We start from the raw sequence: 24,745 nt of genomic DNA on the forward strand, positions 1-24,745 counted from the left end.
TTACTCCTGGCCCGGGGCGCGTTCGGCGCCGACGGCCGGAGCCTCGTTCACGGCCGGCACGTCGGCAGCCGGCGCCTCGGTCGGCGCGGCGGCTTCGGCACGCGGCTCGCGCGGTTCACGCGGCTCGCGTTCGCGGCGCGGGCGGTCGCCGCGGTCGCTGCGTTCACCACGGTCGCTGCGCTCGCGGCGCGGACGCTCTTCCTCGACAAAGCCTTCCGGCCGGTCGAGCAGCGCCTTCATGCTGAGCTTGATGCGGCCCTTCTCGTCGGTCTCGAGCACCTTGACCTTGATGACCTGGCCTTCTTCGAGGAAGTCGGTGACCTTCTCGACGCGCTGGTGCGCGATCTGGCTGATGTGCAGCAGGCCGTCCTTGCCGGGCAGGATGTTGACCAGGGCGCCGAAGTCCAGGATCTTGGTGACCGGGCCTTCGTAGATCTTGCCGATCTCGGCTTCGGCCGTGATCTCCTCGATGCGCTTTTGCGCATGCGCGGCCTTGTCGGCGTCGGTGCTGGCGATCGTGATCGTGCCGTCTTCGCCGATGTCGATCGTGCAGCCGGTCTCTTCGGTCAGCGCGCGGATCGTCGCGCCGCCCTTGCCGATGACGTCACGGATCTTCTCCGGGTTGATCTTCATCGTGTACAGACGCGGGGCGAACTGGCTCACCTCGGTCTTGGCGCCGCCGACGGCCTCGACCATCTTGCCCAGGATGTGCAGGCGCGCTTCCTTGGCCTGCGCCAGCGCGACCTGCATGATTTCCTTCGTGATCCCCTGGATCTTGATGTCCATCTGCAGCGCGGTGATGCCGGTGCCGGTGCCTGCGACCTTGAAGTCCATGTCGCCGAGGTGATCCTCGTCACCGAGGATGTCGGTCAGCACGGCGAAGCGGTTGCCTTCCTTGATCAGGCCCATCGCGATGCCGGCGACGTGCGCCTTCAGCGGCACGCCGGCGTCCAGCAGCGACAGGCAGCCGCCGCAGACCGAGGCCATGGACGACGAGCCGTTGGACTCGGTGATCTCCGAGACCACGCGCATCGTGTACGGGAACTCGTCCTTCTTCGGCAGCACCGCGACCAGCGCGCGCTTGGCCAGACGGCCGTGGCCGATCTCGCGGCGCTTGGGGCTGCCCACGCGGCCCGTCTCGCCGGTGGCGAACGGGGGCATGTTGTAGTGCAGCATGAAGCGGTCTTCGAACTCGCCGGCGAGCGCGTCGATGCGCTGCGCGTCGCGTTCGGTGCCCAGCGTCGCGGCCACCAGCGCCTGCGTCTCGCCGCGCGTGAACAGCGCCGAGCCGTGGGTGCGCGGCAGCACGCCCGAGCGGATCTCGATCGGACGCACGGTGCGCGTGTCGCGACCGTCGATGCGCGCCTCGCCGGCCAGGATCTGGCCGCGCACGATGCGCGCTTCGATCTCGAACAGGAGGCCTTCGACGGCGACCGCATCGAAGGCGACGCCTTCTTCCTTCAGCGCGGCGAAGACGCTGGCGGTGACGGCGCGGGTGGCCTGGGTGCGGGCCTGCTTGCTGCGGATCTGGTAGGCGGCGCGCAGCGGCTCTTCGGCCAGCGCGGTGACCTTGGCGATGAAGGGCTCGTCCTTGGCCGGCGGCTGCCAGGTCCATTCCGGCTTGCCGGCTTCGCGCACCAGTTCGTTGATGGCGGCGATCGCCACCTTGCCCTGGTCATGGCCGAAGACGACGGCGCCCAGCATCACTTCCTCGGACAGCTGCTGCGCTTCGGACTCGACCATCAGCACGGCGGCTTCGGTGCCGGCGACGACCAGTTCCATCTGGCTGTCGGCCAGCTGCGCGGCACTCGGGTTGAGCACGTATTCGCCGTTGACGTAGCCGACGCGCGCGGCGCCGATCGGGCCGTTGAACGGGATGCCGCTGATCGACAGCGCGGCGCTGGTCGCGATCATAGCCGGGATGTCGGCCTGGACCTCGGGGTTCAGGCTCAGCACGTGGATGACGACCTGGACTTCGTTGAAGAAGCCTTCGGGGAACAGCGGGCGGATCGGGCGGTCGATCAGGCGCGAGGTCAGCGTCTCGAGTTCGCTCGGGCGGCCTTCACGCTTGAAGAAGCTGCCCGGGATCTTGCCGGCGGCGTAGGTCTTCTCGATGTAGTCGACGGTCAGCGGGAAGAAGTCCTGGCCGGCCTTGGCGTCGGTCTTGGCGACCACGGTGGCGAGCACCACGGTGTCATCGACGCTGACGACGACGGCGCCGCTGGACTGGCGCGCGATCTCGCCGGTCTCCATCGTGACCTGATGCGAGCCCCATTGGAAGCTCTTCGTGATCTTGTTGAACATGCTCATGGGCATTGCCTTTCGGTTGGGGGCCGGCGCGATGCCATTCCAGTGAAACCCTGTGTCAGGCGTCGTTGGAATGACACGGCTGCGTCCGTGCCCGTTGATGAAAAAAAGAACGGAAAGGGGTCGTCGCGAAGCGGCGACCCCGCCCTCGTATTTACTTGCGAAGACCCAGCTTGGCGATCAGCGCGGTGTAGCGCTCGGGCGCGCGGTCCTTCAGGTAGGACAGCAGGCGCTTGCGCTGGTTGACCATCTTCAGCAGACCGCGGCGGCCGTGGTGGTCCTTCAGGTGCTGCTTGAAGTGGGGCGTCAGCTCGTTGATGCGAGCGGTCAGCAGCGCGACCTGGACTTCCGGGGACCCGGTGTCGTTGGCGCCACGGGCGTTGGAGGCCACGATTTCGGCCTTCTTCGCGATATCGAGAGACATGCGGTTTTCCTCTTGACGAGTGGAAACCGCCCTGGACGCCGTGCGCCGGTTGCGGTTTCCGTGTTGCGGACTTGCGGAACACCAGTGAAACCGACCGGTGCCGTGCTGTTCTCCCGTGCCCAGTAGGACATAGGCGAACACGTGATTATAGACGGATCGCGGCCGCCAGCCTTTGCAGCCCGGCGTCCAGCCGCGCGGGGTCGCGCGAAGCGAAGCACCAGCGCAGCCAGCCCTCGCCTTCGCTGCCGAAGGCCGCCCCGGGCGCCAGCCCCAGGCCGTGCTCGCGCACCAGTTCCTTGGCGAAGGCGAGCGAGTCGTCGCGGCCTTCGACGCGGAAGAAGGCGTACATGCCGCCGGGCGGTGTCGCCACCGTCACGCCGGGCAGCGCCTGCAGCCCCGTGACGAGGCGGTCGCGGCAGGCGCCCAGCCGCGCCACCAGGCCGGGCACGAAGTCGTCGGCGATGGCCAGTGCAGCCAGCCCGCCGCGCTGCACGAAGACCGGCGCGCAGGAGCTGTTGAACTCGAGCAGCTTGCCGATACCGTCGTGGTGGCCGGCCGGCAGCACCAGCCAGCCCAGGCGCCAGCCGGTCATCAGAAAACTCTTGCTGAAGCTGTGCACGACCACCAGCCGGTCGTCCGGGCCGGCGATGTCGAGAAAACTCGGCGCCGCCTTCGCGTCGCCTTCGAAGTACAGGCGCTCGTAGACCTCGTCGGCGACGATCCAGGTGCCGGTCTTGCGGCAGTGCGCCAGGATGGCCTGCTGCTCGGCGCGTGTCAGCGTCCAGCCGGTCGGGTTGTTCGGCGCGTTGACCAGCAGCACGCGGCTACGCTCGGTGACACGCGAGAGCAGCTCGTCCAGGTCCAGCGCCCAGCGCCCGCCCTGCGGCCGCAGCGGCACGCGCGTGACGGTCGCGCCCAGGATCGCCGGCTGCGCCGTCAGGTTGGGCCAGACCGGCACGACGGCGACGACTTCGTCGCCGGCGCCGACGAGCAACTGCATCGCCAGCATCAACGCGTTCACGCCCGAGGACGTGACGGCGATGCGGCCGGCGTCGACCGGGCCGTGCAGCGCGCTGGCGTAGGCCGCGATCGCCGCGCGCAGCTCGGGCAGGCCGAGGTTGTGCGAATAAAAGGTCTCGCCGGCTTCGAGCGAACGCGCCGCGGCCAGCCGCACCGGCTCGGGCGTGACCTCGTCGCTCTCGCCGAACCAGAACGCGAGCACGTCGTCGCGGCCCAGGCCGGCGTTGGCGACTTCGCGGATCTTGGAGGCAGGCAGGGTCTGGATGGCGTCGCGCATCGGGTTCTCGGGCTCAGTTGGGGCGGTTCATGCGGCAGGTGGTCGGCTGTGCGACGGCAGCGGCGTCCAGGCGCCGCAGCGTCTTGAAGCCGTAGCCCGAGCCTTCGACGTCGTGCGGCACGGCCTTGCCGCCGGCACGCTCCATCACGCTGACGACCAGCGGCTGCTGCAGTTGGTGGTCTTCGGCGCGCATCGTCGCGCGGTGCAGGCCGCCGAGCGTCGCGCCATCGTAGGCAAGGCCCTCGAAGGCGCGCGCGACCGCGGCGGCTTCGGTGCTGCGCGCGCGTTCGATCGCCGCCGCCAGCATCTCGACCATCACCTGCATGCGCGCGTGCACGTAGTCTTCGCGCGGGTCGGGGAAACGTTTGCGGAAGGCGGCGTAGAAGGCCTCGGCCGGCGCGCCGCCGACGTTCGGGTGCCATTCGGCCACCGCCAGCACCGAGCCGATGCCGGCGTCGCCCACCGCCGCCGGCACGCCCAGCGCGTTGCCGTAGAAGGTGTAGAGCCTGGCGTCACTGCCGACCTCGCGCAGCGCGCGCACGAGCAGCGTCAGGTCATTGCCCCAGTTGCCGGTCAGCACCGCCTGCGCGCCGCTGGCCTTGATCTTCGCGGCGTAGGGAATGAAGTCCTTCACCCGGCCCATCGGATGCAACTCGTCACCGACGATCTGGATGTCGGGGCGCTTGGCAGCGATCATCTCGCGCGCCTTGCGGTTGACGTGCTGGCCGAAGCTGTAGTCCTGGCCGATGAGGTAGACCTTCTTCACCGAGCGGTCGCCCTGCAGCACGTCGGTCAGCGCCGCCAGCCGCATGTCGGCGTGGGCGTCGAAGCGGAAGTGCCAGAAGCTGCAGCGTTCGTTGGTCAGCGCCGGGTCGACCGCCGAGTAGTTCAGAAAGATCGCGCGCCGCTCGGGCTCGCGGGCGTTGTGTTTGTCCAGCGCGTCGACCAGCGCCGCCGCGGTGGCCGAGCTGTTGCCCTGCAGCACGAAGGCGATGCGCTGGTCCAGCGCCGAGCGCAGCAGCGACAGCGCCTCTTCGGTCGAGCCCTTGCTGTCCAGGCGCACCAGCTCCAGCGGCCGCGCACCGCCGGGCAGACGCACGCCGCCACGGCTGTTGACCCGCTCGACCGCCCACTGGATGTTGCGCGCGACGGCGTCGCCGGCGTTGGCGAAGGCGCCCGACAGGCCTTCGATCAGCGCCAGCTTGATCGGCTCGCGCGCCACGGCGCCGGGCTGGGCGTGCAGCGGAGCGGCCAGGCCGGCGGCGGCCAGCGCCAGCCAGGCGCGGCGCGTCAGGGAGGAGGGTTTCATCGCGGGGAATCCGGGTGCGGATGCGGCGACGGCGCCGCCATCGAGGAGCCGGCCCTGGCCGGGCCGGCAGGAGCGGCGATTCTAGGAGGCTGCCGCCGAGAGCTCGTCCAGCGGCCAGCGCGGCCGCACGTCGAAGGCGCCGTCGGTGCTGCCGGCGGCCAGGCCGCGCTCCAGCCGCATCGCCGCGGCCATCGCGATCATGGCGCCGTTGTCGGTACACAGCGCCAGCGGCGGGTAGTGGACCTGGGCCCCGAGCTGCTTCGCCCCGGCGTCCAGCGTCTGGCGCAGCCGCTGGTTGGCGCCGACACCGCCGGCGACGACAAGCCGCTTCGTGCCGCTGGCCTTCAGTGCGCGCAGCGCCTTGGCCGCGAGCACGTCGACGATCGCCGCCTGGGTCGAGGCCGCCAGATCGGCAAGCGCCTGCTCGCAGACATTGGTGCCCAGCTTGCGATGCTGGGTCATCACGGCGGTCTTCAGGCCGGCGAAGGAGAAGTCCAGGTCGCCGCTGTGCAGCAGCGGCCGCGGCAGCGCGTAGGCCTTCGGGTCGCCGAACTCGGCCAGCCGCGCCAGCGCCGGACCGCCCGGGTAACCGAGGCCCAGCAGCTTGGCGCTCTTGTCGAAGGCTTCGCCGGCGGCGTCGTCTATGGTCTCGCCCAGCAGTTCGTAGCAACCGACGGCGTCGACCCGCATCAGCTGCGTGTGGCCGCCGGAGACCAGCAGCGCGACGAACGGGAACTGGGGTGCCGGATCGGCCAGGAAGGGCGACAGCAGATGGCCTTCGAGGTGGTGCACGCCGAAGGTCGGGCGCCCGAGCGCGGCCCCGAGTGCGACCGCGACGCCGGCGCCGACCAGCAGCGCGCCGGCCAGGCCGGGCCCGCGGGTGTAGGCGACGAGGTCGACTTCGGCCAGCGTGCGGCCGGACTGGGCCAGCACCTGGCGCGCCAGCGGCAGCACACGCCGGATGTGGTCGCGCGAGGCCAGTTCGGGCACGACGCCGCCGTACTCGGCGTGCATCTCGGCCTGGCTGTGCAGCGCTTCGCCGAGCAGGCGGGGGGCGGCGCCAGCGCCGGTCTCGACCAGCGCGACGCCGGTCTCGTCGCAGGACGACTCGAATCCGAGAACGATCATGGCGGGCAGTTTAGAGGGCTGGCGGACCGGGGCCGCAGCGCGCCGGATGATCTGGGTCATGCCTGGCACAGCGCTTGCAAGAAGAAAAGCGACACCTCCGTCGGGTGTCTGTCTATCTCCTCAGCAGGGCAACAGGCCCTTTATACCCACCTCTCCGGTTCGCGCCGGGGAGGTTTTTTTTCGCCTGCCGGCAAGACCCTGGCACCGACGCGGGGCGCCGTGCTCGGCTTCAGTGCTTCTCGCGCGCGTGGTTGATCGAGTAGCGCGGGATCTCGATCGTCACGTCCTGCTTGGCCAGGATGGCCTGGCAGCTCAGGCGCGAGGTCGGCTGCAGCCCCCAGGCGCGGTCGAGCAGATCTTCTTCGGCCTCGTCGGGTTCACCCAGCGACGCCATACCCTCCTTCACGACGACGTGGCAGGTGGTGCAGGCGCAGCTCATTTCGCAGGCGTGTTCGATCTCGATGCCGTTGTCCAGCAGCGCCTCGCACAGCGAGGTGCCCGACGGCGCCTCGATCGTGCGGCCCTCGGGGCAGTAGTCAGGATGGGGGAGGATGCGGATCACGGGCATGGTGGCCTCTAGACGTCTTCGACACGGCGGCCGGACAGCGCCTGCCGGATACCCTGGTTCATGCGCGCGGCGGCGAAGGCTTCGGTGCCGTCGGCCAGCGCCTTGACGGCGGCTTCGATCGCGGCGGCGTCGCCGCCGGCAGCGATCGCCAGCGTTTCGGCGATCAAGGCTTCGATCGCCTGGCGCTCCTCGGCCGCCAGCAGCTGGCCGTCGGCCTGCAGCGCGGCACGTGTGGCCAGCACCATGCGTTCGGCATCGACCTGCGCCTCGCGCAGCGAACGCGCCGCCATGTCGTCGGCGGCGTGGGTGAAACCGTCCTGCAGCATGCGCGCGATCTGGCCGTCGTCCAGGCCGTAGCTGGGTTTGACGACGACGCTGGCCTCGACACCCGAGCCCTGCTCGCGCGCCGAGACGCTGAGCAGGCCGTCGGCGTCGACCTGGAAGGTGACGCGGATGCGCGCCGCACCGGCGGCCATAGGCGGGATGCCGCGCAGCTCGAAACGCGCCAGCGAGCGGCACTCGGAGACGAGGTCGCGTTCGCCCTGGACGACGTGGATCGCCATCGCCGTCTGGCCGTCCTTGAAGGTCGTGAACTCCTGCGCCTTGGCCACCGGGATCGTCGTGTTGCGTTCGATCACACGTTCGACCAGGCCGCCCATGGTCTCCAGCCCCAGCGACAGCGCGATCACGTCCAGCAGCAGCAGTTCGCCGTCGCCGGCGTTGCCGGCGAGCGCGTTCGCCTGGACCGCAGCGCCGAGCGCGACGACCTCGTCCGGGTTCAGGTTGGTCAGCACCTCGCGGCCGAAGAGTTCGCCGACCGCCGTGCGCACCAGCGGCATGCGCGTCGCGCCGCCGACCATCACCACGCCCTGCACCTCGTCGCGCGCGACACGGGCGTCGCGCAGCACCTTGCGCACCGCGGCCAGCGTGCGTTCGACCAGTGGCCGCGCCAGCGTCTCCAGCTGGGCGCGCGTCAGCTCGACCGTGTAGTCCTGGCCGCCGATGCCGGCGCGCCAGGTCGTGGCCTCGGCGCTGCTCAGCGCTTCCTTGGCGGCACGCGCGGCGACCAGCGCGACACGTTTGTCCTGCGCCGAGACCGCCGTGACGCCGGCCTGCGCCAGCGCCCAGTCGGCGAGCGCGTGGTCGACGTCGTCGCCGCCAAGCGCCGCATCGCCACCGGTGGCGACGACCTCGAAGACGCCGCGGTTCAGGCGCAGCAGCGAGATGTCGAAGGTGCCACCACCCAGGTCGTACACGGCATAGAGGCCTTCGCTGCCGTTGTCCAGGCCGTAGGCGACGGCGGCGGCGGTGGGCTCGCTGATCAGACGCAGCACGTTCAGCCCGGCGAGCTGGGCCGCGGCCTTGGTCGCCTGGCGCTGGGCGTCGTCGAAGTACGCCGGCACGGTGATGACGGCGCCGTAAACATCGTCGTCGAACGAGTCTTCGGCGCGCTGGCGCAGCGCCGCCAGGATCTCGGCCGAGACCTCGACCGGGGTCTTGTCGCCGTCGCGCGTGGTGATCGACACCATGCCCGGCGTGTCGACGAAGCGGTAAGGCAGCTTGTGCGCCGTGCCCTGCAGGTCGGCCAGGCGCCGGCCCATCAGGCGCTTGACCGAGACCAGCGTGTTCTCGGGGTCCTCGGCCGCGGCGGCGAGCGCGTCGTGGCCGATGCGGCGGCCGCCGCCGTCAAGGTAACGCACCGCCGAGGGCAGCAGCACGCGGCCCTGGGCGTCGGGCAGGCACTCGGCGACGCCGTGGCGCAGCGAGGCGACGAGCGAATGCGTCGTGCCCAGGTCGATGCCGACGGCGATGCGCCGCTGGTGGGGGTCGGGCGCGGCGCCCGGTTCGGAAATCTGCAGCAGCGCCATCGGCTCTTCAGCGGGTCGGGTCCAGGGTGTCGAGGCGGCGCTCGATGTCCTGGCGGAAACGGTTCACGAACATCAGCGCGCGCACGTCGGCGGCAGCCGCGGCGGCGTCGTTCTCCTCGTCGAGACGGCGCGCGACGTCGGCCAGCAGCTTGCATTCGGCGGCGGCGACCTCGGCGTCCAGCGCCTCGACGGCGGCCAGGTCGGCGGCGTCTTCCAGCGCTTCGCGCCACTCCATCTGCTGCATCAGGAAGGCTGTGGGCATCGCCGTGTTGCGCTCGGCGTCGACGGCCGCACCGCGCAGCTCGCACAGGTAGGCGGCACGCGCGAGCGGCTCCTTCAGGCGCTGGTAGGCCTCGTTGACACGCACCGCCCACTGCATCGCCAGGCGCTGCGCGGCAGCGCCCTGGGCGGCGAAACGGTCGGGGTGCACCTCGCCCTGCAGCCGGCGCCAGGCCGAGTCGAGCGCGGCGCGGTCGATGGCATGGCGCTGCGGCAGGCCCAGCAGCGTGAAGTCGTCGTCGTCGAGCTTCATAGCGCCTTGGCGTAGAAGGCCGAGAGGCCGTTGTCGGGGTAGCCGGCGAAGGCGGCGCGGCGCGTGTAGCCGCAGCGTTCGTACAGGCGGATGGCCTCGTGCTGGTCGACGCCGGTCTCCAGCAGCGCCCAGCGGTAGCTCTCGATCAGCAGCCGGTCTTCGAGCGCATGCAGCAGCTTCTCGGCGATGCGCTGGCCACGTTCGGCCGGCGGCACGTACATGCGCTTGATCTCGCCGTAGGGCTCGCCGCCGGTGGCGGTCTCTCCCGGCATGCGGCGGAAGGCGGCTATGCCGACCAGCCGCCCGGCGCGGCGCGCGACCTGGAAGTACACGTCGGGCGCGAGCAGCGCCTTGACGTCGAGGATGTGGTTGGCCTCGGGCGGATACAGCGCCGCCAGATAGGCGTCGAGCTGGGCGAGCAGTTCGACGACCTCGGGCTGGTCGGGGCTTTCGGGGCGGATGGTCAGCATCGCGTGGAAGGCAAAGCGCGGCCTCCGGGGCCGCGCCTGTTGCAGGGCAACCGGAGATTTTCGTTCAGACGCGGAAGGACTCGCCGCAGCCGCAACGGTCGCGTTCGCGCGGGTTGTGGAACTTGAAGCCTTCGTTCAGCCCTTCGCGCACGAAGTCGAGCTGGGTGCCGTCGATATAGGGCAGGCTCTTCGGGTCGACCAGCACCTTGACGCCGTGGTCCTCGAAGATCAGGTCTTCGGGGCCGACCTCGTCGGCGTACTCCAGCTTGTAGGCCAGGCCCGAACAGCCGGTGGTCTTGACGCCCAGGCGCACGCCGACGCCCTTGCCGCGGCGGCCCAAGTAACGCGTGACGTGCCGGGCTGCTGCTTCCGTGAGAGTGACGGACATGACTCGTTCAGTGGGTTTGCGCCGTCTCGATGTGCTTGGCTTTGTAGTCCTGCACGGCGGCCTTGATCGCGTCCTCGGCGAGGATGGAGCAGTGGATCTTCACCGGCGGCAGCGCCAGTTCCTCGGCGATGTCGGTGTTCTTGATCGTCAGCGCCTGGTCCAGCGTCTTGCCCTTGACCCACTCGGTGACGAGCGAACTCGACGCGATCGCCGAGCCGCAGCCGTAGGTCTTGAAGCGTGCGTCCTCGATCAGGCCCGTCGCCGGGTCGACCTTGATCTGCAGCTTCATCACGTCGCCGCAGGCCGGCGCGCCGACCATGCCGGTGCCCACCGTCTCGTCACCCTTTTCGAAGCCGCCGACGTTGCGCGGGTTCTCGTAGTGATCCACGACCTTGTCGCTGTAAGCCATCTCGGTACTCCTTCGAAATCAATGCGCGGACCACTGGATCGACGCCAGGTCGACGCCGTCCTTGTACATGTCCCACAGCGGCGACAGCTCGCGCAGCTTGGCGACGCGGTCCTTCAGCGTCGCAACCGCGTAGTCGATCTCCTCGGCCGTCGTGAAGCGGCCGATCGTCATGCGCAGGCTGGAGTGCGCCAGTTCGTCGCTGCGGCCGAGCGCCCGCAGCACGTAGCTGGGCTCCAGGCTGGCCGAGGTGCAGGCCGAACCGGAGGACACGGCGATGCCCTTGACGCCCATGATCAGCGACTCGCCCTCGACGAAATTGAAGCTGGCGTTGACGTTGTGCGGCACGCGCCGGGTCAGGTCGCCGTTGATGAAGACCTGCTCGATGTCGGAGATGCCGTCGAGCAGGCGCTTCTGCAGCATGCGGATGCGCTCGCTCTCGGTGCCCATCTCGGCTTCGGCGAGCGCGAAGGCCTCGCCCATGCCGACGATCTGGTGCGTCGGCAGCGTGCCCGAGCGCATGCCGCGCTCGTGGCCGCCGCCGTGCATCTGCGCCTCCAGCCGCACACGCGGCTTGCGCCGCACGTAGAGCGCGCCGATGCCCTTGGGGCCGTAGCTCTTGTGCGAGGCCAGGCTCAGCAGGTCGACCGGCAGCGTGCCCATGTCGATCGCGACCTTGCCGGTGGCCTGCGCGGCGTCGACGTGGAAGACGATGCCGCGCTCGCGGCAGATGCGGCCGATCTCGGGGATGTCCTGGATCACGCCGATCTCGTTGTTCACGAACATCACCGAGACCAGGATCGTGTCCGGGCGCAGCGCGGCCTTGAAACGTTCCAGGTCGAGCAGGCCGTCTTCCTGGACGTCGAGGTAGGTGACCTCGAAACCCTGGCGCTCCAGCTCACGCATCGTGTCGAGCACCGCCTTGTGCTCGGTCTTCACCGTGATCAGGTGCTTGCCGCGCGAGGCGTAGAAATGCGCCGCGCCCTTGAGCGCGAGGTTGTTGCTCTCGGTCGCGCCCGAGGTCCAGACGATCTCGCGCGGGTCGGCCTTGATCAGCGACGCGACCTGGGCCCGCGCCTTCTCCACCGCTTCCTCCGCCTCCCAGCCCCAGGCGTGGCTGCGCGACGCCGGGTTGCCGAAGTGCTCGCGCAGCCAGGGAATCATCTTGTCGACGACACGCGGGTCCACCGGCGTCGTCGCGCCGTAATCCATGTAGATCGGGAAGTGCGGAGTCATGGGAGGAAAGCGGGAATTACTTGGTGAACGAGCTGCCGAACGCGAACACCGAGTTCGGCGCGGTGACCTTGATCGGCTTGACGACCGGCTGCGACGAGATCGCGCGCTTGACCGGCGTCTCCTCGACCGACACGCCCTTGGCGATCTGCTCGTCGACCAGCTTCTTCAGCGAGATCGAGTCGAGGTACTCGATCATCTTGTTGTTCAGGCTCGCCCAGAGGTCGTGCGTCATGCAGCGGCCGCCGTCGTCGCCGAGGCAGTTTTCCTTGCCGCCGCAGCCGGTGGCGTCGATCGGCTCGTCGACCGCGACGATGATGTCGGCGACCGTGATCTCGTCGGCCGCGCGGCCGAGCGAATAACCGCCGCCCGGGCCGCGGGTGCTTTCGACCAGTTCGTGGCGGCGCAGCTTGCCGAACAGCTGTTCGAGGTAGGACAGCGAAATCTGCTGCCGCTGGCTGATGGCGGCCAGCGCCACCGGGCCGCTGTGCGAGCGCAGCGCCAGGTCGATCATCGCGGTGACGGCGAAGCGGCCTTTGGTGGTCAGTCTCATGGGTGTCTCCTTCCGGAAAGCGTCGGCGATCCGCGGGTTTCCCCTGACGATGATCCCGACTAGATTGCTCAAGTATGCCCGAAACCAACCGTTTTGGTCAAGCTTGGGGGGCCGCCGTTACGACGAGCGTGCCCGCAGCAGCCGGGCGACGATCCCCTCGCAGGCGTCCTCGACGAGGTCGAGAACCCGCTCGAAACCCGCTGCCGCCCCGTAGTACGGGTCCGGCACCTCGCGCACACCGGAGTGTCGCAGTGCGTGGTCCATCAGCAACCCGAGGTCGGCGCCGGCGTCGTCGGGTGCGATCTGCCGCAGCCGGGTCAGGTTGTCCTCGTCCATCGCGAGGATCCAGTCGTAGCGCGAGAAATCCTCGCGGGCGACTCTCCGGGCCCGGAGCCGGGCGAGATCGTAACCCCGCGCGGCCGCGAAACGAACCGCGCGTGGATCGGGCGCTTCGCCGACATGGTAGCCGTGGGTGCCGGCGGAGTCGACGCGCACTTCGCGCGCCAGGCCCGCGGCCTCGAGCTTGGCGCGCAGCACGCCCTCGGCGGTCGGCGAGCGGCAGATGTTGCCCATGCAGACAAAGAGTATCGAGGATTCTTTTTTGGTGGCGGGCACTTAGGCTTGATTCCTGGCGCTCAAGCGGCCCCGCGAAAGACGGGTCTCGCGCAAGCAGAATCAACAGCTTACGCGAGGCAAGTGAACGCCGCGCAGGATGTTCACGCGCGGCGCAGAGCAGTTGCTTAGAAGACAGCACTGAAGTCGTTCAGCGGCGAGCACTTGCGACCGAACTGTCTGCGCCAATGCGCGCTCGATCCGCTCCGATCTGCCTCCGCCGGCAGAAGATCGGTAGACCGCTGCGCGGCGAGGCGAGCGCTCGCCTCGGCCCCCTTCATTGACGACGTGTGACGCCCGCATGGCGGCTACGATGCTGCTCGTTACACCCCACAGAGGCGCGGACATGATCAGGGATGAACTCGCGACCAGGATGCTGCCAGGGCGCGATCGTGCTCTTTTAACCTCGGCAAAACGAGATCTGCTCCCGCCCGGCGGCCTTTCAGACAGCTACTACCCACGCGAGAAGAGCGGCGACGCCGGTATTGACCTGGCTGTCGACCGGCAGCTTCAGCTGCTGGAGGGCTTCAGGTCGTACGGCGACCTGTACGCCAAGCTGCGCGCCGACCGCGAGATCAACCCCGGCTTCCGAGGCGTGGACTACGCTGCACAGGGCTTGATCCACAACGCCTACTACCCCACGCCCGATGCCGAGGTCTACGCCGCGATGATCGTGGCGCGGCGTCCCGAGCGGATCATTGAGGTCGGATCGGGCTACAGCACACTGGTCGCCAAGGCCGCGATCCAGCACGCCGGCCTAGCGACGCCGGTGCACGTCATCGATCCGCAGCCGCGGCGTTCGGTCGCCGACTTCGCAGATCGCGTCGAGTACACGCGCGTCGAAGAAAGCTCCCTGGCGACTGAAGGCGTGAAGCCCGGAACGCTGCTGTTCATCGACTCCAGCCACATCTGTCGGCGCGGGGGCGACCTGCCGCACCTGTTCTGCAAGGTGCTGCCGTCGCTGCCTTCTGGGGTTCTGGTGCACGTCCATGACGTGTTCCTGCCATACGACTACCCCGACGCCTACGTCGAGCGGTTCTACACCGAGCAGTATCTGCTGCACTGCTTGCTGGCGTGCTCGCCGCGGTACCGCGTGGTGTTCGCGACGCACATGATGAGCCGCGATCAGCCGGACGCGATGCGCGCGACGTTCGGGCCTGGGGTCGGATCCGAACTGTTCACCGGCGCGTCGTTCTGGTTCGAGACGGTCTAGCCGAAGGCGGTGCCGCCCATGGCGCAGAGAGCGCCGCCGAGGATCTCGGGCTGCGGCAGCAGCTGCGCCCCTAGCCCGGTCTCGCGCAGCAGCGCGTCGATCCGGCGCATCTGCCGGCAGACGTCACGGCGCAGGTGCTGGATGTCCAGGGGCGGGCCTGGCTGCCAGTCTCGGCCGCGCATGGAGACGATGGGACGGCGTCGAAGGCAACGATTTCGGTCATCGTGCGGCTCCCTACGCGGCAGCCACCGCGGCGCGCGCGTCGGTCCACTTGCCGACGGCGCAGGCTGGCGTAGACGCACGGCAGCGTCAGCAACAGGATCTCGACGCTTGGCGCCTTGCACACGAACACCTAGGCGCTGGCCGCGGCCTGCGAGAGCCACGCCTGCGCGGGACGCGTGCGGCGCACGAAGACGTCTTCGGCGGCGTCTCCAGCCATGTCAGTCGTCTGCGTCTGCTCGTGGTCGGCCTGGGCATATTTCGCCTTGATCTCAGCCCTTGCGCGGATGTGCTCGCGGATGATGGCTGCGTCGGCGTTCGCCAGCTCGCCCAAGCGCAGTACTGTCGCCGAGCCAACGCGCCGGGCCGAAGTGCTGCTGAAGCGCGGCCGGCTCAGGCTGGAGACGTACCGGCGCATTGAGGCCGGCCGACCTGGTGAAGCACCGCACGTCGGTCGTCAGCCGATACATGGTGCAACACGTCAACCGGTGGCAACGCTCCGGCCGGGTAGCCTGTTCACCCGGACCGCATCTCGCACGCGTTCACCGAGGCCCGGAGCCTGGCCGGCATCCAGGACACGCTGCCAGACGGCAAGGGCACCCCGACTTTCCACGAAGTCCGCAGCCTGTCGAAGCGGCTTTACAAGGCGCAGGGTGACGTCGACACCGAGACTCTACTGGGACACGCCACGGAACGCATGTCGAACCTCTACGACGATCCGCGCGGGGCGGAGGCGATCAACGTACGGGTCGGCGCGCATGTGCAAACGAAGTGAATAGGCAGTGAACGCTCATAGGGGCGCGGTCCATTGCCCATGCACACCATCAGCACGCTGGACGGCGGCGCGCTCACCGTCGTCCTCCGCGCACCGCGTCCAGCGGCACGACATTGGTGTCGTGGCCGTCGGCGCCGAAAGCCTGCTCGCGCAGCAGCGCGAGCTGGTCGCGCACCCGCGCCGCCTTCTCGAACTCGAGGTTGCGCGCGTGTTCGAGCATCTGCTTTTCCAGCGCCTTGATGCGTTTGCCCAGGTCCTTCTCGGACATCGCCTCGAACTCGGCGGCGGCGTGCGCGGCCTGGACTTCGTCGCGTGCGGTCTTGTCGCTGACGACGCCATCGATCATGTCGCGGATGCGCTTGGCCACCGTGCGCGGCACGATGCCCATCTTCTCGTTGTGCGCGATCTGCTTGGCGCGGCGGCGCTCGGTCTCGCCGATCGCGCGCCGCATCGAATCGGTGACGCGGTCGGCGTAGAGGATGGCCTTGCCGCGGGAATTGCGCGCCGCGCGGCCAATGGTCTGGATCAGGCTGCGCTCGGCACGCAGGAAGCCTTCCTTGTCAGCGTCGAGGATCGCCACCAGGCTCACCTCGGGCAGGTCCAGGCCCTCGCGCAGCAGGTTGATGCCCACGAGCACGTCGAAAGTGCCCAGGCGCAGGTCGCGCAGGATCTCGACGCGTTCGACGGTGTCGATGTCGCTGTGCAGGTAGCGCACCTTGACGCCGTTGTCCGAGAGATAGTCGGTGAGCTGCTCCGACATGCGCTTGGTCAGCGTCGTGATCAGCACGCGCTCGTTGACGAGCACGCGCTCGCGGATCTCCTGCAGCACGTCGTCGACCTGGGTCGTCGCCGGCCGCACCTCGACCTCGGGGTCGACGAGGCCGGTGGGGCGCACGACCTGCTCGACCACCTGGCCGGCGTGCGTCTTCTCGTAGTCGGCCGGCGTCGCGGTGACGAACACCGTCTGGCGCATGCGGCGCTCGAACTCCTCGAAACGCAGCGGCCGGTTGTCGAGCGCGCTCGGCAGCCGGAAACCGTACTCGACCAGCGTCGTCTTGCGCGCGCGGTCGCCGTTGTACATGCCGCCGAACTGGCCGATCAGCACGTGGCTCTCGTCCAGGAACATCAGCGCGTCGCGCGGCAGGTAGTCGACGAGCGTGGACGGCGGCTCGCCCGGCGCCGCGCCCGACAGGTGGCGGGTGTAGTTCTCGATGCCCTTGCAGTGGCCCACCTCCTGCAGCATCTCGACGTCGAAACGCGTGCGCTGCTCGACCCGCTGAGCCTCGACCAGCTTGCCGTTCTTGACGAAGAAGTCGACGCGCTCGCGCAGCTCCTGCTTGATGCCCTCGACCGCGCCCAGCACCTGCTCGCGCGGCGTCACGTAGTGGCTGGAGGGATAGACGACGAAACGCGGCACCTTCTGGCGCACACGCCCGGTCAGCGGGTCGAGCAGCGCCAGCGACTCGATCTCGTCGTCGAAGAGTTCGATGCGCAGCGCCAGCTCGCTGTGTTCGGCCGGGAAGACGTCGATCGTGTCGCCGCGCACGCGGAAGCTGCCGCGCCCGAAATCGACGTCGTTGCGCGTGTACTGCATCGTCACCAGCCGTGCGATGACGTCGCGCTGGCCGAGCTTGTCGCCGACGCGCACGATCAGCCGCATCTGCGTGTAGGCCTCGGGCTTGCCGATGCCGTAGATCGCGCTGACGCTGGCGACGATGATGACGTCGCGGCGCTCGAGGATGCTCTTGGTGGCCGACAGCCGCATCTGCTCGATGTGCTCGTTGATCGCGCTGTCCTTCTCGATGAACAGGTCGCGCTGCGGCACGTAGGCCTCGGGCTGGTAGTAGTCGTAGTAGCTGACGAAGTACTCGACGGCGTTCTTGGGGAAGAAGTCGCGGAACTCGCTGTAGAGCTGTGCCGCCAGCGTCTTGTTCGGCGCGAAAACGATCGCCGGGCGCCCCATGCGGGCGATCACGTTGGCCATCGTGAAGGTCTTGCCAGAGCCGGTCACGCCCAGCAGCGTCTGGTAGCTCAGGCCGTCCTGTATGCCTTCGACGAGCTGCTCGATCGCGTTCGGCTGGTCACCGGCCGGCGGGAACGGCTGGAAGAGTTCGAACGGGGAATCGGGAAACGTGACGAACTCGCCCTGGGCGGGCTCGGTGCTGAGGTCGGTCGTTTCGCTCATCGTGGGAACCTGGTGGCGGACATCTAGAATTCGAGGGCAACCGCAGAGGGTAACGCAGCCGCGCTTGCCCTGCGCGGACGCCTTTGGCCCGCCACTCGTCAGGAAATCACCATGTCCGCATCCGTGTTCGCAGCCGTCCAGATGGCTCCGCGCGACCCGATCCTCGGTCTCAACGAACAGTTCAACGCCGACCCGAACCCGGCCAAGGTGAACCTGGGTGTGGGCGTGTACTTCGACGACAACGGCAAGCTGCCGGTGCTGGCCTGCGTCGCCGCGGCCGAGAAGCAGCTGCTGGAAGCGAGCAAGCCCAAGGGCTACCTGCCGATCGACGGCATCGCCGCCTACGACAAGGCGGTGCAGGGCCTGGTGTTCGGCGCCGGCAGCGAGGTGCTGCAGGCCGGCCGCGTCGCCACCGTGCAGGCGCTGGGCGGCACCGGCGGCCTGAAGGTCGGCGCCGACCTGCTGAAGAAGCTGAACCCGGCCGCGCGCGTGCTGATCAGCGACCCGAGCTGGGAAAACCACCGCGCGCTGTTCACCAACGCCGGCTTCGAGGTCTCGACCTACCCGTACTACGACGCCGCGACGCGCGGCATCCGCTTCGACGCCATGCTCGCCGCGCTGAAGGCCGCGCCGGCCGGCACCATCGTCGTGCTGCACGCCTGCTGCCACAACCCGACCGGCTGCGACCTGACCCCGGCGCAGTGGACCGAAGTCGTCGCCGCCTGCCAGGCCGCCGGCCTCGTGCCCTTCCTCGACATGGCCTACCAGGGTTTCGGCGAAGGCATCGCCGAGGACGGCGCGGTCATCGGCCAGTTCGTCGCCAGCGGCCTGCAGTTCCTGGTGTCGACCTCGTTCTCCAAGAGCTTCTCGCTCTACGGCGAACGGGTGGGCGCGCTCAGCGTCGTCTGCGCCGACCGCGACGAGACCACGCGCGTGCTGTCGCAGCTGAAGATCGTCATCCGCACCAACTACTCCAACCCGCCGACCTTCGGTGCCCAGCTCGTGGCCACCGTGCTGACGACGCCGGCGCTGCGCGCGCAGTGGGAAGAAGAACTGGCCGGCATGCGGCTGCGCATCCGCGCGATGCGCGCCGCGCTGGTCGAGAAGCTGGCCGCTGCCGGCGTGCCGGGCGACCTGTCCTACATCACGCGCCAGAAGGGCATGTTCAGCTACTCGGGCCTGTCGGCCGAGCAGATGCAGCGCCTGCGCAGCGAGTTCGGCGTCTACGGCGTCGATTCGGGCCGCATCTGCGTGGCGGCGCTGAACAGCAAGAACATCGACGCCGTCGCCAAGGCGATCGCCCAGGTCTCCTGAGACGGCGCGGCGGCACCACCCGGTGCCGCTGCAGCGCTTTCGGGCCTAATGCGGCCGCAATATTCGCGTTTTCCGCGTTTCCTCGGGGGTGCAGAAGCGGCACGATGCTCCTCTGAAGCCTAATATTGCTGCACCGCAACATGCGGCAGCCGACCGGGGGAGACGACGATGCTGTACCACCTGTACGAGACTCAGCGGGCGCTGACGGCGCCTTTTGCGGAGTTCGCGGCCGCCGCCGGCAAGCTCTACGAGCACCCGTTGTCGCCGTTCGCGCACTCGCCGCTGTCGCAGCGCATCTCGGCCGGTTTCGACCTGATGCACCGGCTGGCCAAGGAATACGAGAAACCCGAGTTCGGCATCACCTCGGCCACGGTCGACGGTGTCGTCATCGCGGTGCAGGAGCAGGTCGCCGTCACCAAGCCCTTCTGCCGGCTGCTGCGTTTCAAGCGCTTCACCGACGAGCCGCGAGCGCTGACGAAGATGAAGACGCAGCCGACCGTGCTCGTCGTCGCGCCGCTGTCGGGCCACCACTCGACGCTGCTGCGCGACACCGTCACCAGCCTGCTGCACGACCACAAGGTCTTCATCACCGACTGGACCGACGCGCGCATGGTGCCGGTCGAGGAAGGCCCGTTCCACCTCGCCGACTACGTCGAGTACGTGCAGGACTTCATCCGCCACATCGGCCCGAACGTGCACGTGATCTCGGTGTGCCAGCCGACGGTGCCGGTGCTGGGCGCGGTGTCGCTGCTGGCCAGCGGCGGCGAGGCCACGCCGCGCACGATGACGATGATGGGCGGGCCGATCGACGCGCGCCGCAGCCCGACCTCGGTGAACGACCTGGCGGTGAACAAGAGCCACGCCTGGTTCGAGGCCAACGTCATCTACCGCGTGCCGACCAACTACCCCGGTGCCGGCCGCGCCGTCTACCCCGGCTTCCTGCAGCACACCGGCTTCGTGGCGATGAACCCGGACCGCCACGTCAGCAGCCACTACGACTACTTCCTCGACCTGATCCGCGGCGACGAGGACAGCGCCGAGGCACACCGCAAGTTCTACGACGAATACAACGCGGTGCTGGACATGCCGGCCGAGTACTACCTGGACACGATCAAGACCGTGTTCCAGGACTTCGCGCTCGTCAACGGCACCTGGAAGGTGAACGGCCATCTCGTGCGCCCGCAGGACATCACGACGACGGCACTGCTGACCGTCGAAGGCCAGCTCGACGACATCTCGGGCGCCGGCCAGACCCGGGCCGCGCACGAGCTGTGTTCGGGCATCCCGCGCTCGCGCCAGTTCCACTACGACGTCGTCGGCGCGGGCCACTACGGCATCTTCTCGGGCCGGCGCTGGCGCGAGAAGGTCTACCCCGAGCTGCGTTCGTTCATCTCCCGCCACGACCGGGTGGCCCTGCGCAAGGCCGCCGGATAATCCGGCGGTGACCGCTGCCCGCCCCGATACGCTCGCTGCCCGCATCGACGCCGCCCTGCCGCAGACGCAGTGCCGGCGTTGCGGCTACCCCGACTGCCAGGCCTACGCCGACGCCATCGCCGGCGGCGCGGCCGACATCGACCGCTGCCCTCCCGGCGGCGCCGAGGGGGTGGCGCGGCTGGCAGCGCTGCTGGGCGTCGCCAGCCGGCCTTTGGACACGAGTTGCGGCGCCGAGGGCCCGCGCCGCCTGGCGCTGATCGACGAGGCCTGGTGCATAGGCTGCACGCTGTGCATCGAAGCCTGCCCGGTCGACTGCATCGTCGGCGCGCCCAAACACATGCACACCGTCGTCGATGCCTTGTGCACCGGCTGCGAACTCTGCATTCCAGCCTGCCCGGTGGACTGCATCGTGCTCGAGGAGGCGACACCCGGCGCCAGCGGCTGGGCGGCGTGGAGCCCGGCGCTGGCCGACGAGGCGCGCACACGCTACGCCCGCCACCGCCTGCGGCTCGAACGCGAGCGCCGCGAACGCGACGACCGGCTGGCCGCCCGGGCCGCAGCGCCGCAGCCCGCCCTGCCCGCCGCCACGGCCGCCGACGAGCGCAAACGCGCCGTGATCGGCGCCGCACTGGCGCGCGCACGCGCCCGCCGCCAGGCCGCCTGATGGACGACGCCGCCGTCGAACCCTTCTTCGCCGCGCTGGCGGCGGCGAACCCGTCGCCGCAGACCGAACTCGAGTTCACCAGCGTCTTCGAACTGCTGTGCGCGGTGCTGCTGTCGGCGCAGGCGACCGACGCCGGCGTCAACAAGGCGACGAAGCAGCTCTTTGCGCTGGCGCCGACGCCGCAGCGGATGCTGGGCCTCGGGCTGGAGCGCGTCACCGAACTGATCCGCACGATCGGGCTGTTCCGCACCAAGGCGAAGAACCTGGTGCAGACCTGCCGCATCCTGGTCGAGCAGCACGGCGGCCAGGTGCCGCGCACGCGCGAGGCGCTGGAGGCCCTGCCCGGCGTCGGCCGCAAGACCGCCAACGTCGTGCTCAATGTCGCCTTCGGCGAGCCGACGATGGCGGTCGACACCCACATCTTCCGCGTCGCCAACCGCACCGGGCTGGCGCGCGGCAAGACACCGCTGGCGGTGGAGCTCCAGCTGCTGGAGCGTGTGCCGCCCCGGTACGCCGTCGACGCCCACCACTGGCTGATCCTGCACGGCCGCTACGTCTGCCAGGCCCGGCGCCCGCAGTGCGAGCGCTGCGGGGTGCGCCGCTGGTGCGACAGCGCTGCTTCTACAATGCCGGGGGAGGAATGAGCGTCGAGATGGGCAACTTGCAGGATCTGACCGAGCGCGTAGACCGCCTCGTGCTGCGGCACGAGGAACTCAAGCGCTCGAACGCGCTGCTCGAGGCCCGGCTCTCCGCCGTGACGGCCGAACGGGACAGCCTCGTGTCGCGCCTGGCCGCCGCACGCGCGCGCATCGACGCGCTGATCGAGCGCCTGCCGGCCTCGCCACCGCCGGCCCCGGCCGCGCCCGAGCCCGGAGATCACCCGTGAAGCAGGTCGAAGTCACCATCCTCGGCCAGGGCTACATCCTCGGCTGTCCCGACGGCGGCGAAGCGCTGCTGTCCACCGCCGTGGCCGCCGTCGACAGGGAAATGAGCGCGATCCGCGACGCCGGCAAGGTCAAGGCGCGCGAGCGCATCGCCGTGCTCGCGGCGCTGAACCTCGCCTACCAGCTCGCCGAACGCGGCGTCGCGCCGCCTCCTGCTCCCGCACCCGCACCCGCACCCGCCCCCGCAAACACGGCGGACGGCAGCACGCCGGCCGACTCCCAGGCCATCGCCGCGCTGGTGCGGCGCCTGGATGCGGCGCTCGGCGAAGACGGCCACCTTCTGTAGCCCTATTCGGCTCGCGGCCGGGTTGCGGCCGACTAGAATGGATTCGTCCGTCGCTCGTTTGCGGGTCTAGATTTCCTCGATCCGATGGTCTTTGACCATGGGCTTGGAACATCGCCTCGCTGGTGTGAACGTCTCGCGTCAGATGAGCCCGAAGCTTGGCTGACCTCGCCCACCTGAACGTTCCCCATGGGTTCTTCAGGAATGCGACCCGCGGCGAGCGGCGGACACCCTCCCCCCACCGCCGCATGACGCGTCACTGGCTGATGAAGAGCGAGCCCGACGAGGTGTCGATCGACGACCTCGCCGCCGCTCCCGAGCGCCGCCTGCCCTGGACCGGGGTGCGCAACTACCAGGCGCGCAACTTCATGCGCGACACGATGCGCCCGGGCGACGACGTGCTCTTCTACCACTCGTCCTGCGCCGAGCCCGGCATCGCCGGCCTGGCCCGCATCGCCGGCCCGGCGCAGCCCGACGAAACCCAGTTCGACCCCGCCAGCCCCTACCACGACCCGAAGTCCACGCGCACCCAGCCGCGCTGGCTGCAGGTCGAGGTCGAACTCGTGCGCAAGACGCGGCTGCTGCCGCTGCGCGAGATGCGCCAGGCGGCCGAACTCGCGACGATGCGCGTGCTGCAGCCGGGCAACCGGCTGTCGATCACCGAGGTCGACGACCGGGAATGGGCCGCGGTGCTGGCCCGGCTGCAAGGCTGACGCCGGCGTGGAGTTCGGCGTCCTGCTCGTGGCCGAGCTGCTTGCGCTCGGCGTCGCCACCGGCTTCGTCGCCGGGCTGCTGGGCGTGGGCGGCGGCATGACGATGGTGCCCTTCCTGACCGCCATCCTGTCGCATCGCGGCGTCGAAGGCGGGCTGGCGGTGAAGATGGCGATCGCCACCTCGATGGCGACCATCGTCTTCACCTCGCTGTCCAGCGTGCGCGCGCACCACCGCCACGGCGCCGTGCGCTGGGACTACGTCCGCGGCATCGCGCCGGGCATCGTGCTCGGCGGCCTGGCCTCGGGCGCCGGCATCTTCGCGCTCGCCAAAGGGCGCGGGCTGGCGATGTTTTTCGCCGTCTTCATCGGCTTTTCCGCGCTGCAGATGCTGCGCGGCCGCCAGCCGCGCGCCTCGCGCGTGATGCCCGGCGCCGCCGGCCAGGCCGGTGTCGGCTCCGTGATCGGGCTGGTGTCGGGGCTGCTCGGTGCCGGCGGCGGCTTCCTGTCGGTGCCGTTCATGAGCTGGTGCAACGTGCCGCTGCGCCAGGCGATCGCGACCAGCGCCGCGCTCGGTTTCCCGATCGCCGTGGCCAACGTCGCCGGCTACCTGATCGCCGGGCGCTCGCTGCCGCCGGCGCTGCCGGGCGCCTTCGGCTACCTCTACCTGCCGGCGCTGGTGATCGTGGCCCTGGCCAGCGTCACGCTGGCGCCGCTGGGCGCACGCTGCGCGCAGCGCATGGACCTGGGCCGGCTGCGGCGGATTTTCGCGCTGCTGCTGTTCGCGCTCGCCGCCTACATGGCCACGCGCGCCTTCTGAGGCGCTTCAGCGCGGCTCGAACGGGATCGCCGCGAGCGTGACGTGGTTGCCGCCGCGGCGGCGGGCCTCGATCAGCGCGGTCTCGCAGGCCGTCAGCAGTTCGTCGCGCGTGTGCGCGGTGTGCGGGAAGCTGGCGATGCCCATCGCGACGGTGAAAGACATCTCCTGGCCGTCGAGCACGACGACCTGGGCCGCACACTGGCGGCGGATGCTCTCGATGCGCGAATGCGCGGTCGCCAGGCCGACGCCGGACAGCAGCACCGCGAAACGCCGGTCGTCGAGCCGGCACGAGGCGTCCATCGCGCGCGTGCCGCTGCGCAGCAGCCGCCCGAGCGCTTCGAGGATGCGTTTGCGCGCGTCTTCGCCCAGCGCCCGCACCTGTTCGGACAGCGGGTCGAGCTCGATGAAGACGATCGAGAACTCGCGGTGCTCGCGCGTCGACAGGTCGACCTCGCGCCGCAACTGGTCCTCGAAATGGGCGCGCGTGTACAGGCCCGAGGCCGGATCGCGCAGCGCCTGGTCGGCGAGCTCGCGGCGCAGCGACTCGGCGGCCTTCTGCAGCTGTTCGATCTGCGCCAGCGCCGTCGCCAGCTGCGCCTGCTGGTGGCGCTCAGGCGCGAGGTCGATCCACAGGCTGGCGATCAGGCGCCGGCCGTCCTGTTCGTCGACGACACGCAGCACCGAAAAGTCGTGGCGCTGGCCGCCGCGCTCGATGCGGTGTTCGCTACTGAACGGCGCGCCGTGCAGCAGCGCCGACTGGTCGGCCGCCCGCAACGCGCCCACGATCGGTGCATCGAAGAGCTCGGCATCGGTGTGGCCGATGACGGCGTCGGCTTCGCGACCGAGGAAACCGAGCAGCGCTGCATTGGCATATTCGTAACGTCCGCTCGCGGCATCCTTGATGCCGGCGAGTGCCCCGTCACGCTCCAGCCAGGCGCTCAGCAGCGAGGCCAGCGCAGCGGGCACGCGGGCCCCGGTCAGGCCGGCTTCGATCACATCGGTCATGGGCGGTCTTCGTTTCGCAGGAGCCGAACGTCGTGCACGCGGTGCACGACGCCAAGCAAAACACCAATTTTGACGCAAGCGCAG

At 69.5% G+C, this 24,745-nt stretch carries 27 protein-coding genes; 9 read left to right on the forward strand and 18 right to left on the reverse strand.

Features of this window, described 5'->3' with window-relative positions; genetic code table 11:
* The 14 genes from pnp to CKO43_RS08390 all read right to left on the reverse strand — a co-directional run bounded on the left by pnp (position 1) and on the right by CKO43_RS08390 (position 13,098).
* Entirely contained in the window at positions 1–2,310 is a 2,310-nt protein-coding gene (gene pnp / locus CKO43_RS08325) for a polyribonucleotide nucleotidyltransferase (protein WP_200229074.1), read from the reverse strand.
* 151 nt (positions 2,311–2,461) lie between these two features.
* A complete protein-coding gene (gene rpsO, locus CKO43_RS08330) occupies positions 2,462–2,731 on the reverse strand; it encodes a 30S ribosomal protein S15 (protein ID WP_200229073.1) in 270 nt (89 codons plus the stop codon).
* 145 nt (positions 2,732–2,876) lie between these two features.
* Complete coding sequence (locus tag CKO43_RS08335; RefSeq protein ID WP_200229072.1) at positions 2,877–4,028, reverse strand: pyridoxal phosphate-dependent aminotransferase; 1,152 nt, start codon at positions 4,026–4,028, stop codon at positions 2,877–2,879.
* A 13-nt stretch (positions 4,029–4,041) separates the two neighbouring features.
* Positions 4,042–5,337 (reverse strand): branched-chain amino acid ABC transporter substrate-binding protein, encoded by a 1,296-nt coding sequence (locus tag CKO43_RS08340; protein WP_200229071.1) that lies wholly within the window; start codon positions 5,335–5,337, stop codon positions 4,042–4,044.
* A gap of 81 nt (positions 5,338–5,418) precedes the next feature.
* The gene (gene tsaD / locus CKO43_RS08345; RefSeq protein ID WP_200229070.1) at positions 5,419–6,465 is read right to left on the reverse strand and encodes a tRNA (adenosine(37)-N6)-threonylcarbamoyltransferase complex transferase subunit TsaD; all 1,047 of its coding nucleotides are present in this window, start codon (positions 6,463–6,465) and stop codon (positions 5,419–5,421) included.
* Between the two features lie 229 nt (positions 6,466–6,694).
* Positions 6,695–7,033: an ISC system 2Fe-2S type ferredoxin gene (fdx, locus tag CKO43_RS08350; RefSeq protein ID WP_200229069.1), complete on the reverse strand. Its 339-nt coding sequence runs from the start codon at positions 7,031–7,033 to the stop codon at positions 6,695–6,697.
* A gap of 8 nt (positions 7,034–7,041) precedes the next feature.
* A complete protein-coding gene (hscA, locus tag CKO43_RS08355; protein ID WP_200229068.1) occupies positions 7,042–8,901 on the reverse strand; it encodes a Fe-S protein assembly chaperone HscA in 1,860 nt (619 codons plus the stop codon).
* Between the two features lie 7 nt (positions 8,902–8,908).
* A complete protein-coding gene (gene hscB / locus CKO43_RS08360) occupies positions 8,909–9,433 on the reverse strand; it encodes a Fe-S protein assembly co-chaperone HscB (RefSeq protein ID WP_200229066.1) in 525 nt (174 codons plus the stop codon).
* The gene (locus CKO43_RS08365; protein ID WP_200229065.1) at positions 9,430–9,903 is read right to left on the reverse strand and encodes a GNAT family N-acetyltransferase; all 474 of its coding nucleotides are present in this window, start codon (positions 9,901–9,903) and stop codon (positions 9,430–9,432) included. The genes hscB and CKO43_RS08365 overlap by 4 nt, the downstream gene beginning before the upstream one ends.
* 64 nt (positions 9,904–9,967) lie before the next feature.
* Positions 9,968–10,291: an iron-sulfur cluster assembly protein IscA gene (gene iscA / locus CKO43_RS08370; protein ID WP_200229064.1), complete on the reverse strand. Its 324-nt coding sequence runs from the start codon at positions 10,289–10,291 to the stop codon at positions 9,968–9,970.
* Positions 10,292–10,298: 7 nt separating this feature from the next.
* A complete protein-coding gene (gene iscU / locus CKO43_RS08375; protein ID WP_200229063.1) occupies positions 10,299–10,700 on the reverse strand; it encodes a Fe-S cluster assembly scaffold IscU in 402 nt (133 codons plus the stop codon).
* A gap of 18 nt (positions 10,701–10,718) precedes the next feature.
* Complete coding sequence (locus tag CKO43_RS08380) at positions 10,719–11,933, reverse strand: IscS subfamily cysteine desulfurase (protein ID WP_200229062.1); 1,215 nt, start codon at positions 11,931–11,933, stop codon at positions 10,719–10,721.
* Between the two features lie 16 nt (positions 11,934–11,949).
* A complete protein-coding gene (iscR, locus tag CKO43_RS08385) occupies positions 11,950–12,483 on the reverse strand; it encodes a Fe-S cluster assembly transcriptional regulator IscR (RefSeq protein WP_200229061.1) in 534 nt (177 codons plus the stop codon).
* Between the two features lie 117 nt (positions 12,484–12,600).
* Positions 12,601–13,098 carry a low molecular weight protein-tyrosine-phosphatase gene (locus CKO43_RS08390; RefSeq protein WP_346728229.1) on the reverse strand — a complete coding sequence of 166 codons (498 nt, stop codon included), beginning with the start codon at positions 13,096–13,098 and terminating at the stop codon, positions 12,601–12,603.
* Positions 13,099–13,441: 343 nt separating this feature from the next.
* On the opposite strand from CKO43_RS08390, the gene CKO43_RS08395 reads away from it, so the two are divergent.
* A complete protein-coding gene (locus tag CKO43_RS08395; RefSeq protein ID WP_200378377.1) occupies positions 13,442–14,308 on the forward strand; it encodes a class I SAM-dependent methyltransferase in 867 nt (288 codons plus the stop codon).
* Here CKO43_RS08395 and CKO43_RS08400 read toward each other — a convergent pair.
* The 3 genes from CKO43_RS08400 to uvrB form a co-directional block, all read right to left on the reverse strand.
* On the reverse strand, positions 14,305–14,490 hold the full coding sequence (locus CKO43_RS08400; RefSeq protein WP_200378378.1) for a hypothetical protein: 186 nt from the start codon (positions 14,488–14,490) through the stop codon (positions 14,305–14,307). The genes CKO43_RS08395 and CKO43_RS08400 overlap by 4 nt on opposite strands.
* Before the next feature lie 170 nt (positions 14,491–14,660).
* A complete protein-coding gene (locus tag CKO43_RS08405; protein WP_200378379.1) occupies positions 14,661–14,861 on the reverse strand; it encodes a hypothetical protein in 201 nt (66 codons plus the stop codon).
* 514 nt (positions 14,862–15,375) lie between these two features.
* Positions 15,376–17,487, reverse strand: a complete 2,112-nt coding sequence (uvrB, locus tag CKO43_RS08410; RefSeq protein WP_200229060.1) for an excinuclease ABC subunit UvrB — start codon at positions 17,485–17,487, stop codon at positions 15,376–15,378.
* Between the two features lie 111 nt (positions 17,488–17,598).
* Here uvrB and CKO43_RS08415 point away from each other — a divergent pair, with 111 nt between their 5' ends.
* The 8 genes from CKO43_RS08415 (at position 17,599) to CKO43_RS08450 (ending at position 23,656) form a co-directional block, all read left to right on the forward strand.
* Positions 17,599–18,801: an amino acid aminotransferase gene (locus tag CKO43_RS08415; protein ID WP_200229059.1), complete on the forward strand. Its 1,203-nt coding sequence runs from the start codon at positions 17,599–17,601 to the stop codon at positions 18,799–18,801.
* Positions 18,802–18,969: 168 nt separating this feature from the next.
* Entirely contained in the window at positions 18,970–20,235 is a 1,266-nt protein-coding gene (locus CKO43_RS08420; protein WP_200229058.1) for a polyhydroxyalkanoate depolymerase, read from the forward strand.
* A 7-nt stretch (positions 20,236–20,242) separates the two neighbouring features.
* Entirely contained in the window at positions 20,243–20,899 is a 657-nt protein-coding gene (rsxB, locus tag CKO43_RS08425; protein ID WP_200378380.1) for an electron transport complex subunit RsxB, read from the forward strand.
* Entirely contained in the window at positions 20,899–21,543 is a 645-nt protein-coding gene (gene nth, locus CKO43_RS08430) for an endonuclease III (RefSeq protein ID WP_200378381.1), read from the forward strand. The genes rsxB and nth overlap by 1 nt, the downstream gene beginning before the upstream one ends.
* 8 nt (positions 21,544–21,551) lie before the next feature.
* Positions 21,552–21,785, forward strand: a complete 234-nt coding sequence (locus CKO43_RS08435; protein WP_200229106.1) for a DUF904 domain-containing protein — start codon at positions 21,552–21,554, stop codon at positions 21,783–21,785.
* Complete coding sequence (locus CKO43_RS08440) at positions 21,782–22,129, forward strand: cell division protein ZapA (protein ID WP_200378382.1); 348 nt, start codon at positions 21,782–21,784, stop codon at positions 22,127–22,129. Before CKO43_RS08435 ends, CKO43_RS08440 begins: the two co-directional genes overlap by 4 nt.
* Before the next feature lie 245 nt (positions 22,130–22,374).
* Positions 22,375–22,839: an EVE domain-containing protein gene (locus CKO43_RS08445; RefSeq protein WP_200229052.1), complete on the forward strand. Its 465-nt coding sequence runs from the start codon at positions 22,375–22,377 to the stop codon at positions 22,837–22,839.
* A 7-nt stretch (positions 22,840–22,846) separates the two neighbouring features.
* Positions 22,847–23,656, forward strand: a complete 810-nt coding sequence (locus CKO43_RS08450; protein ID WP_200378383.1) for a TSUP family transporter — start codon at positions 22,847–22,849, stop codon at positions 23,654–23,656.
* A gap of 6 nt (positions 23,657–23,662) precedes the next feature.
* On the opposite strand, the gene CKO43_RS08455 is transcribed toward CKO43_RS08450, so the two are convergent.
* Positions 23,663–24,661, reverse strand: coding sequence for a GGDEF domain-containing protein (locus CKO43_RS08455; protein ID WP_200229050.1), 999 nt, complete (start codon positions 24,659–24,661; stop codon positions 23,663–23,665).
* Between the last annotated feature and the right edge of the window lie 84 nt (positions 24,662–24,745).

Source organism: Rubrivivax gelatinosus (genome assembly GCF_016583785.1).
Lineage (GTDB): Bacteria > Pseudomonadota > Gammaproteobacteria > Burkholderiales > Burkholderiaceae_C > Rubrivivax > Rubrivivax gelatinosus_B.

Excerpts from the sequence above, each read along its gene's own strand:
- CKO43_RS08380 (WP_200229062.1), bottom strand. The coding sequence starts at position 11,933 with ATGACTCCGCACTTCCCGATCTACATGGATTACGGCGCGACGACGCCG.
- CKO43_RS08340 (WP_200229071.1), bottom strand. The coding sequence starts at position 5,337 with ATGAAACCCTCCTCCCTGACGCGCCGCGCCTGGCTGGCGCTGGCCGCC.
- nth (WP_200378381.1), top strand. The coding sequence starts at position 20,899 with ATGGACGACGCCGCCGTCGAACCCTTCTTCGCCGCGCTGGCGGCGGCG.
- CKO43_RS08445 (WP_200229052.1), top strand. The coding sequence starts at position 22,375 with ATGACGCGTCACTGGCTGATGAAGAGCGAGCCCGACGAGGTGTCGATC.
- iscR (WP_200229061.1), bottom strand. The coding sequence starts at position 12,483 with ATGAGACTGACCACCAAAGGCCGCTTCGCCGTCACCGCGATGATCGAC.
- pnp (WP_200229074.1), bottom strand. The coding sequence starts at position 2,310 with ATGAGCATGTTCAACAAGATCACGAAGAGCTTCCAATGGGGCTCGCAT.
- CKO43_RS08335 (WP_200229072.1), bottom strand. The coding sequence starts at position 4,028 with ATGCGCGACGCCATCCAGACCCTGCCTGCCTCCAAGATCCGCGAAGTC.
- CKO43_RS08395 (WP_200378377.1), top strand. The coding sequence starts at position 13,442 with ATGATCAGGGATGAACTCGCGACCAGGATGCTGCCAGGGCGCGATCGT.
- uvrB (WP_200229060.1), bottom strand. The coding sequence starts at position 17,487 with ATGAGCGAAACGACCGACCTCAGCACCGAGCCCGCCCAGGGCGAGTTC.
- CKO43_RS08435 (WP_200229106.1), top strand. The coding sequence starts at position 21,552 with ATGGGCAACTTGCAGGATCTGACCGAGCGCGTAGACCGCCTCGTGCTG.
- iscU (WP_200229063.1), bottom strand. The coding sequence starts at position 10,700 with ATGGCTTACAGCGACAAGGTCGTGGATCACTACGAGAACCCGCGCAAC.
- CKO43_RS08455 (WP_200229050.1), bottom strand. The coding sequence starts at position 24,661 with ATGACCGATGTGATCGAAGCCGGCCTGACCGGGGCCCGCGTGCCCGCT.
- CKO43_RS08365 (WP_200229065.1), bottom strand. The coding sequence starts at position 9,903 with ATGCTGACCATCCGCCCCGAAAGCCCCGACCAGCCCGAGGTCGTCGAA.
- iscA (WP_200229064.1), bottom strand. The coding sequence starts at position 10,291 with ATGTCCGTCACTCTCACGGAAGCAGCAGCCCGGCACGTCACGCGTTAC.
- CKO43_RS08420 (WP_200229058.1), top strand. The coding sequence starts at position 18,970 with ATGCTGTACCACCTGTACGAGACTCAGCGGGCGCTGACGGCGCCTTTT.
- hscB (WP_200229066.1), bottom strand. The coding sequence starts at position 9,433 with ATGAAGCTCGACGACGACGACTTCACGCTGCTGGGCCTGCCGCAGCGC.
- rpsO (WP_200229073.1), bottom strand. The coding sequence starts at position 2,731 with ATGTCTCTCGATATCGCGAAGAAGGCCGAAATCGTGGCCTCCAACGCC.
- fdx (WP_200229069.1), bottom strand. The coding sequence starts at position 7,033 with ATGCCCGTGATCCGCATCCTCCCCCATCCTGACTACTGCCCCGAGGGC.
- tsaD (WP_200229070.1), bottom strand. The coding sequence starts at position 6,465 with ATGATCGTTCTCGGATTCGAGTCGTCCTGCGACGAGACCGGCGTCGCG.
- CKO43_RS08415 (WP_200229059.1), top strand. The coding sequence starts at position 17,599 with ATGTCCGCATCCGTGTTCGCAGCCGTCCAGATGGCTCCGCGCGACCCG.
- hscA (WP_200229068.1), bottom strand. The coding sequence starts at position 8,901 with ATGGCGCTGCTGCAGATTTCCGAACCGGGCGCCGCGCCCGACCCCCAC.
- CKO43_RS08400 (WP_200378378.1), bottom strand. The coding sequence starts at position 14,490 with ATGCGCGGCCGAGACTGGCAGCCAGGCCCGCCCCTGGACATCCAGCAC.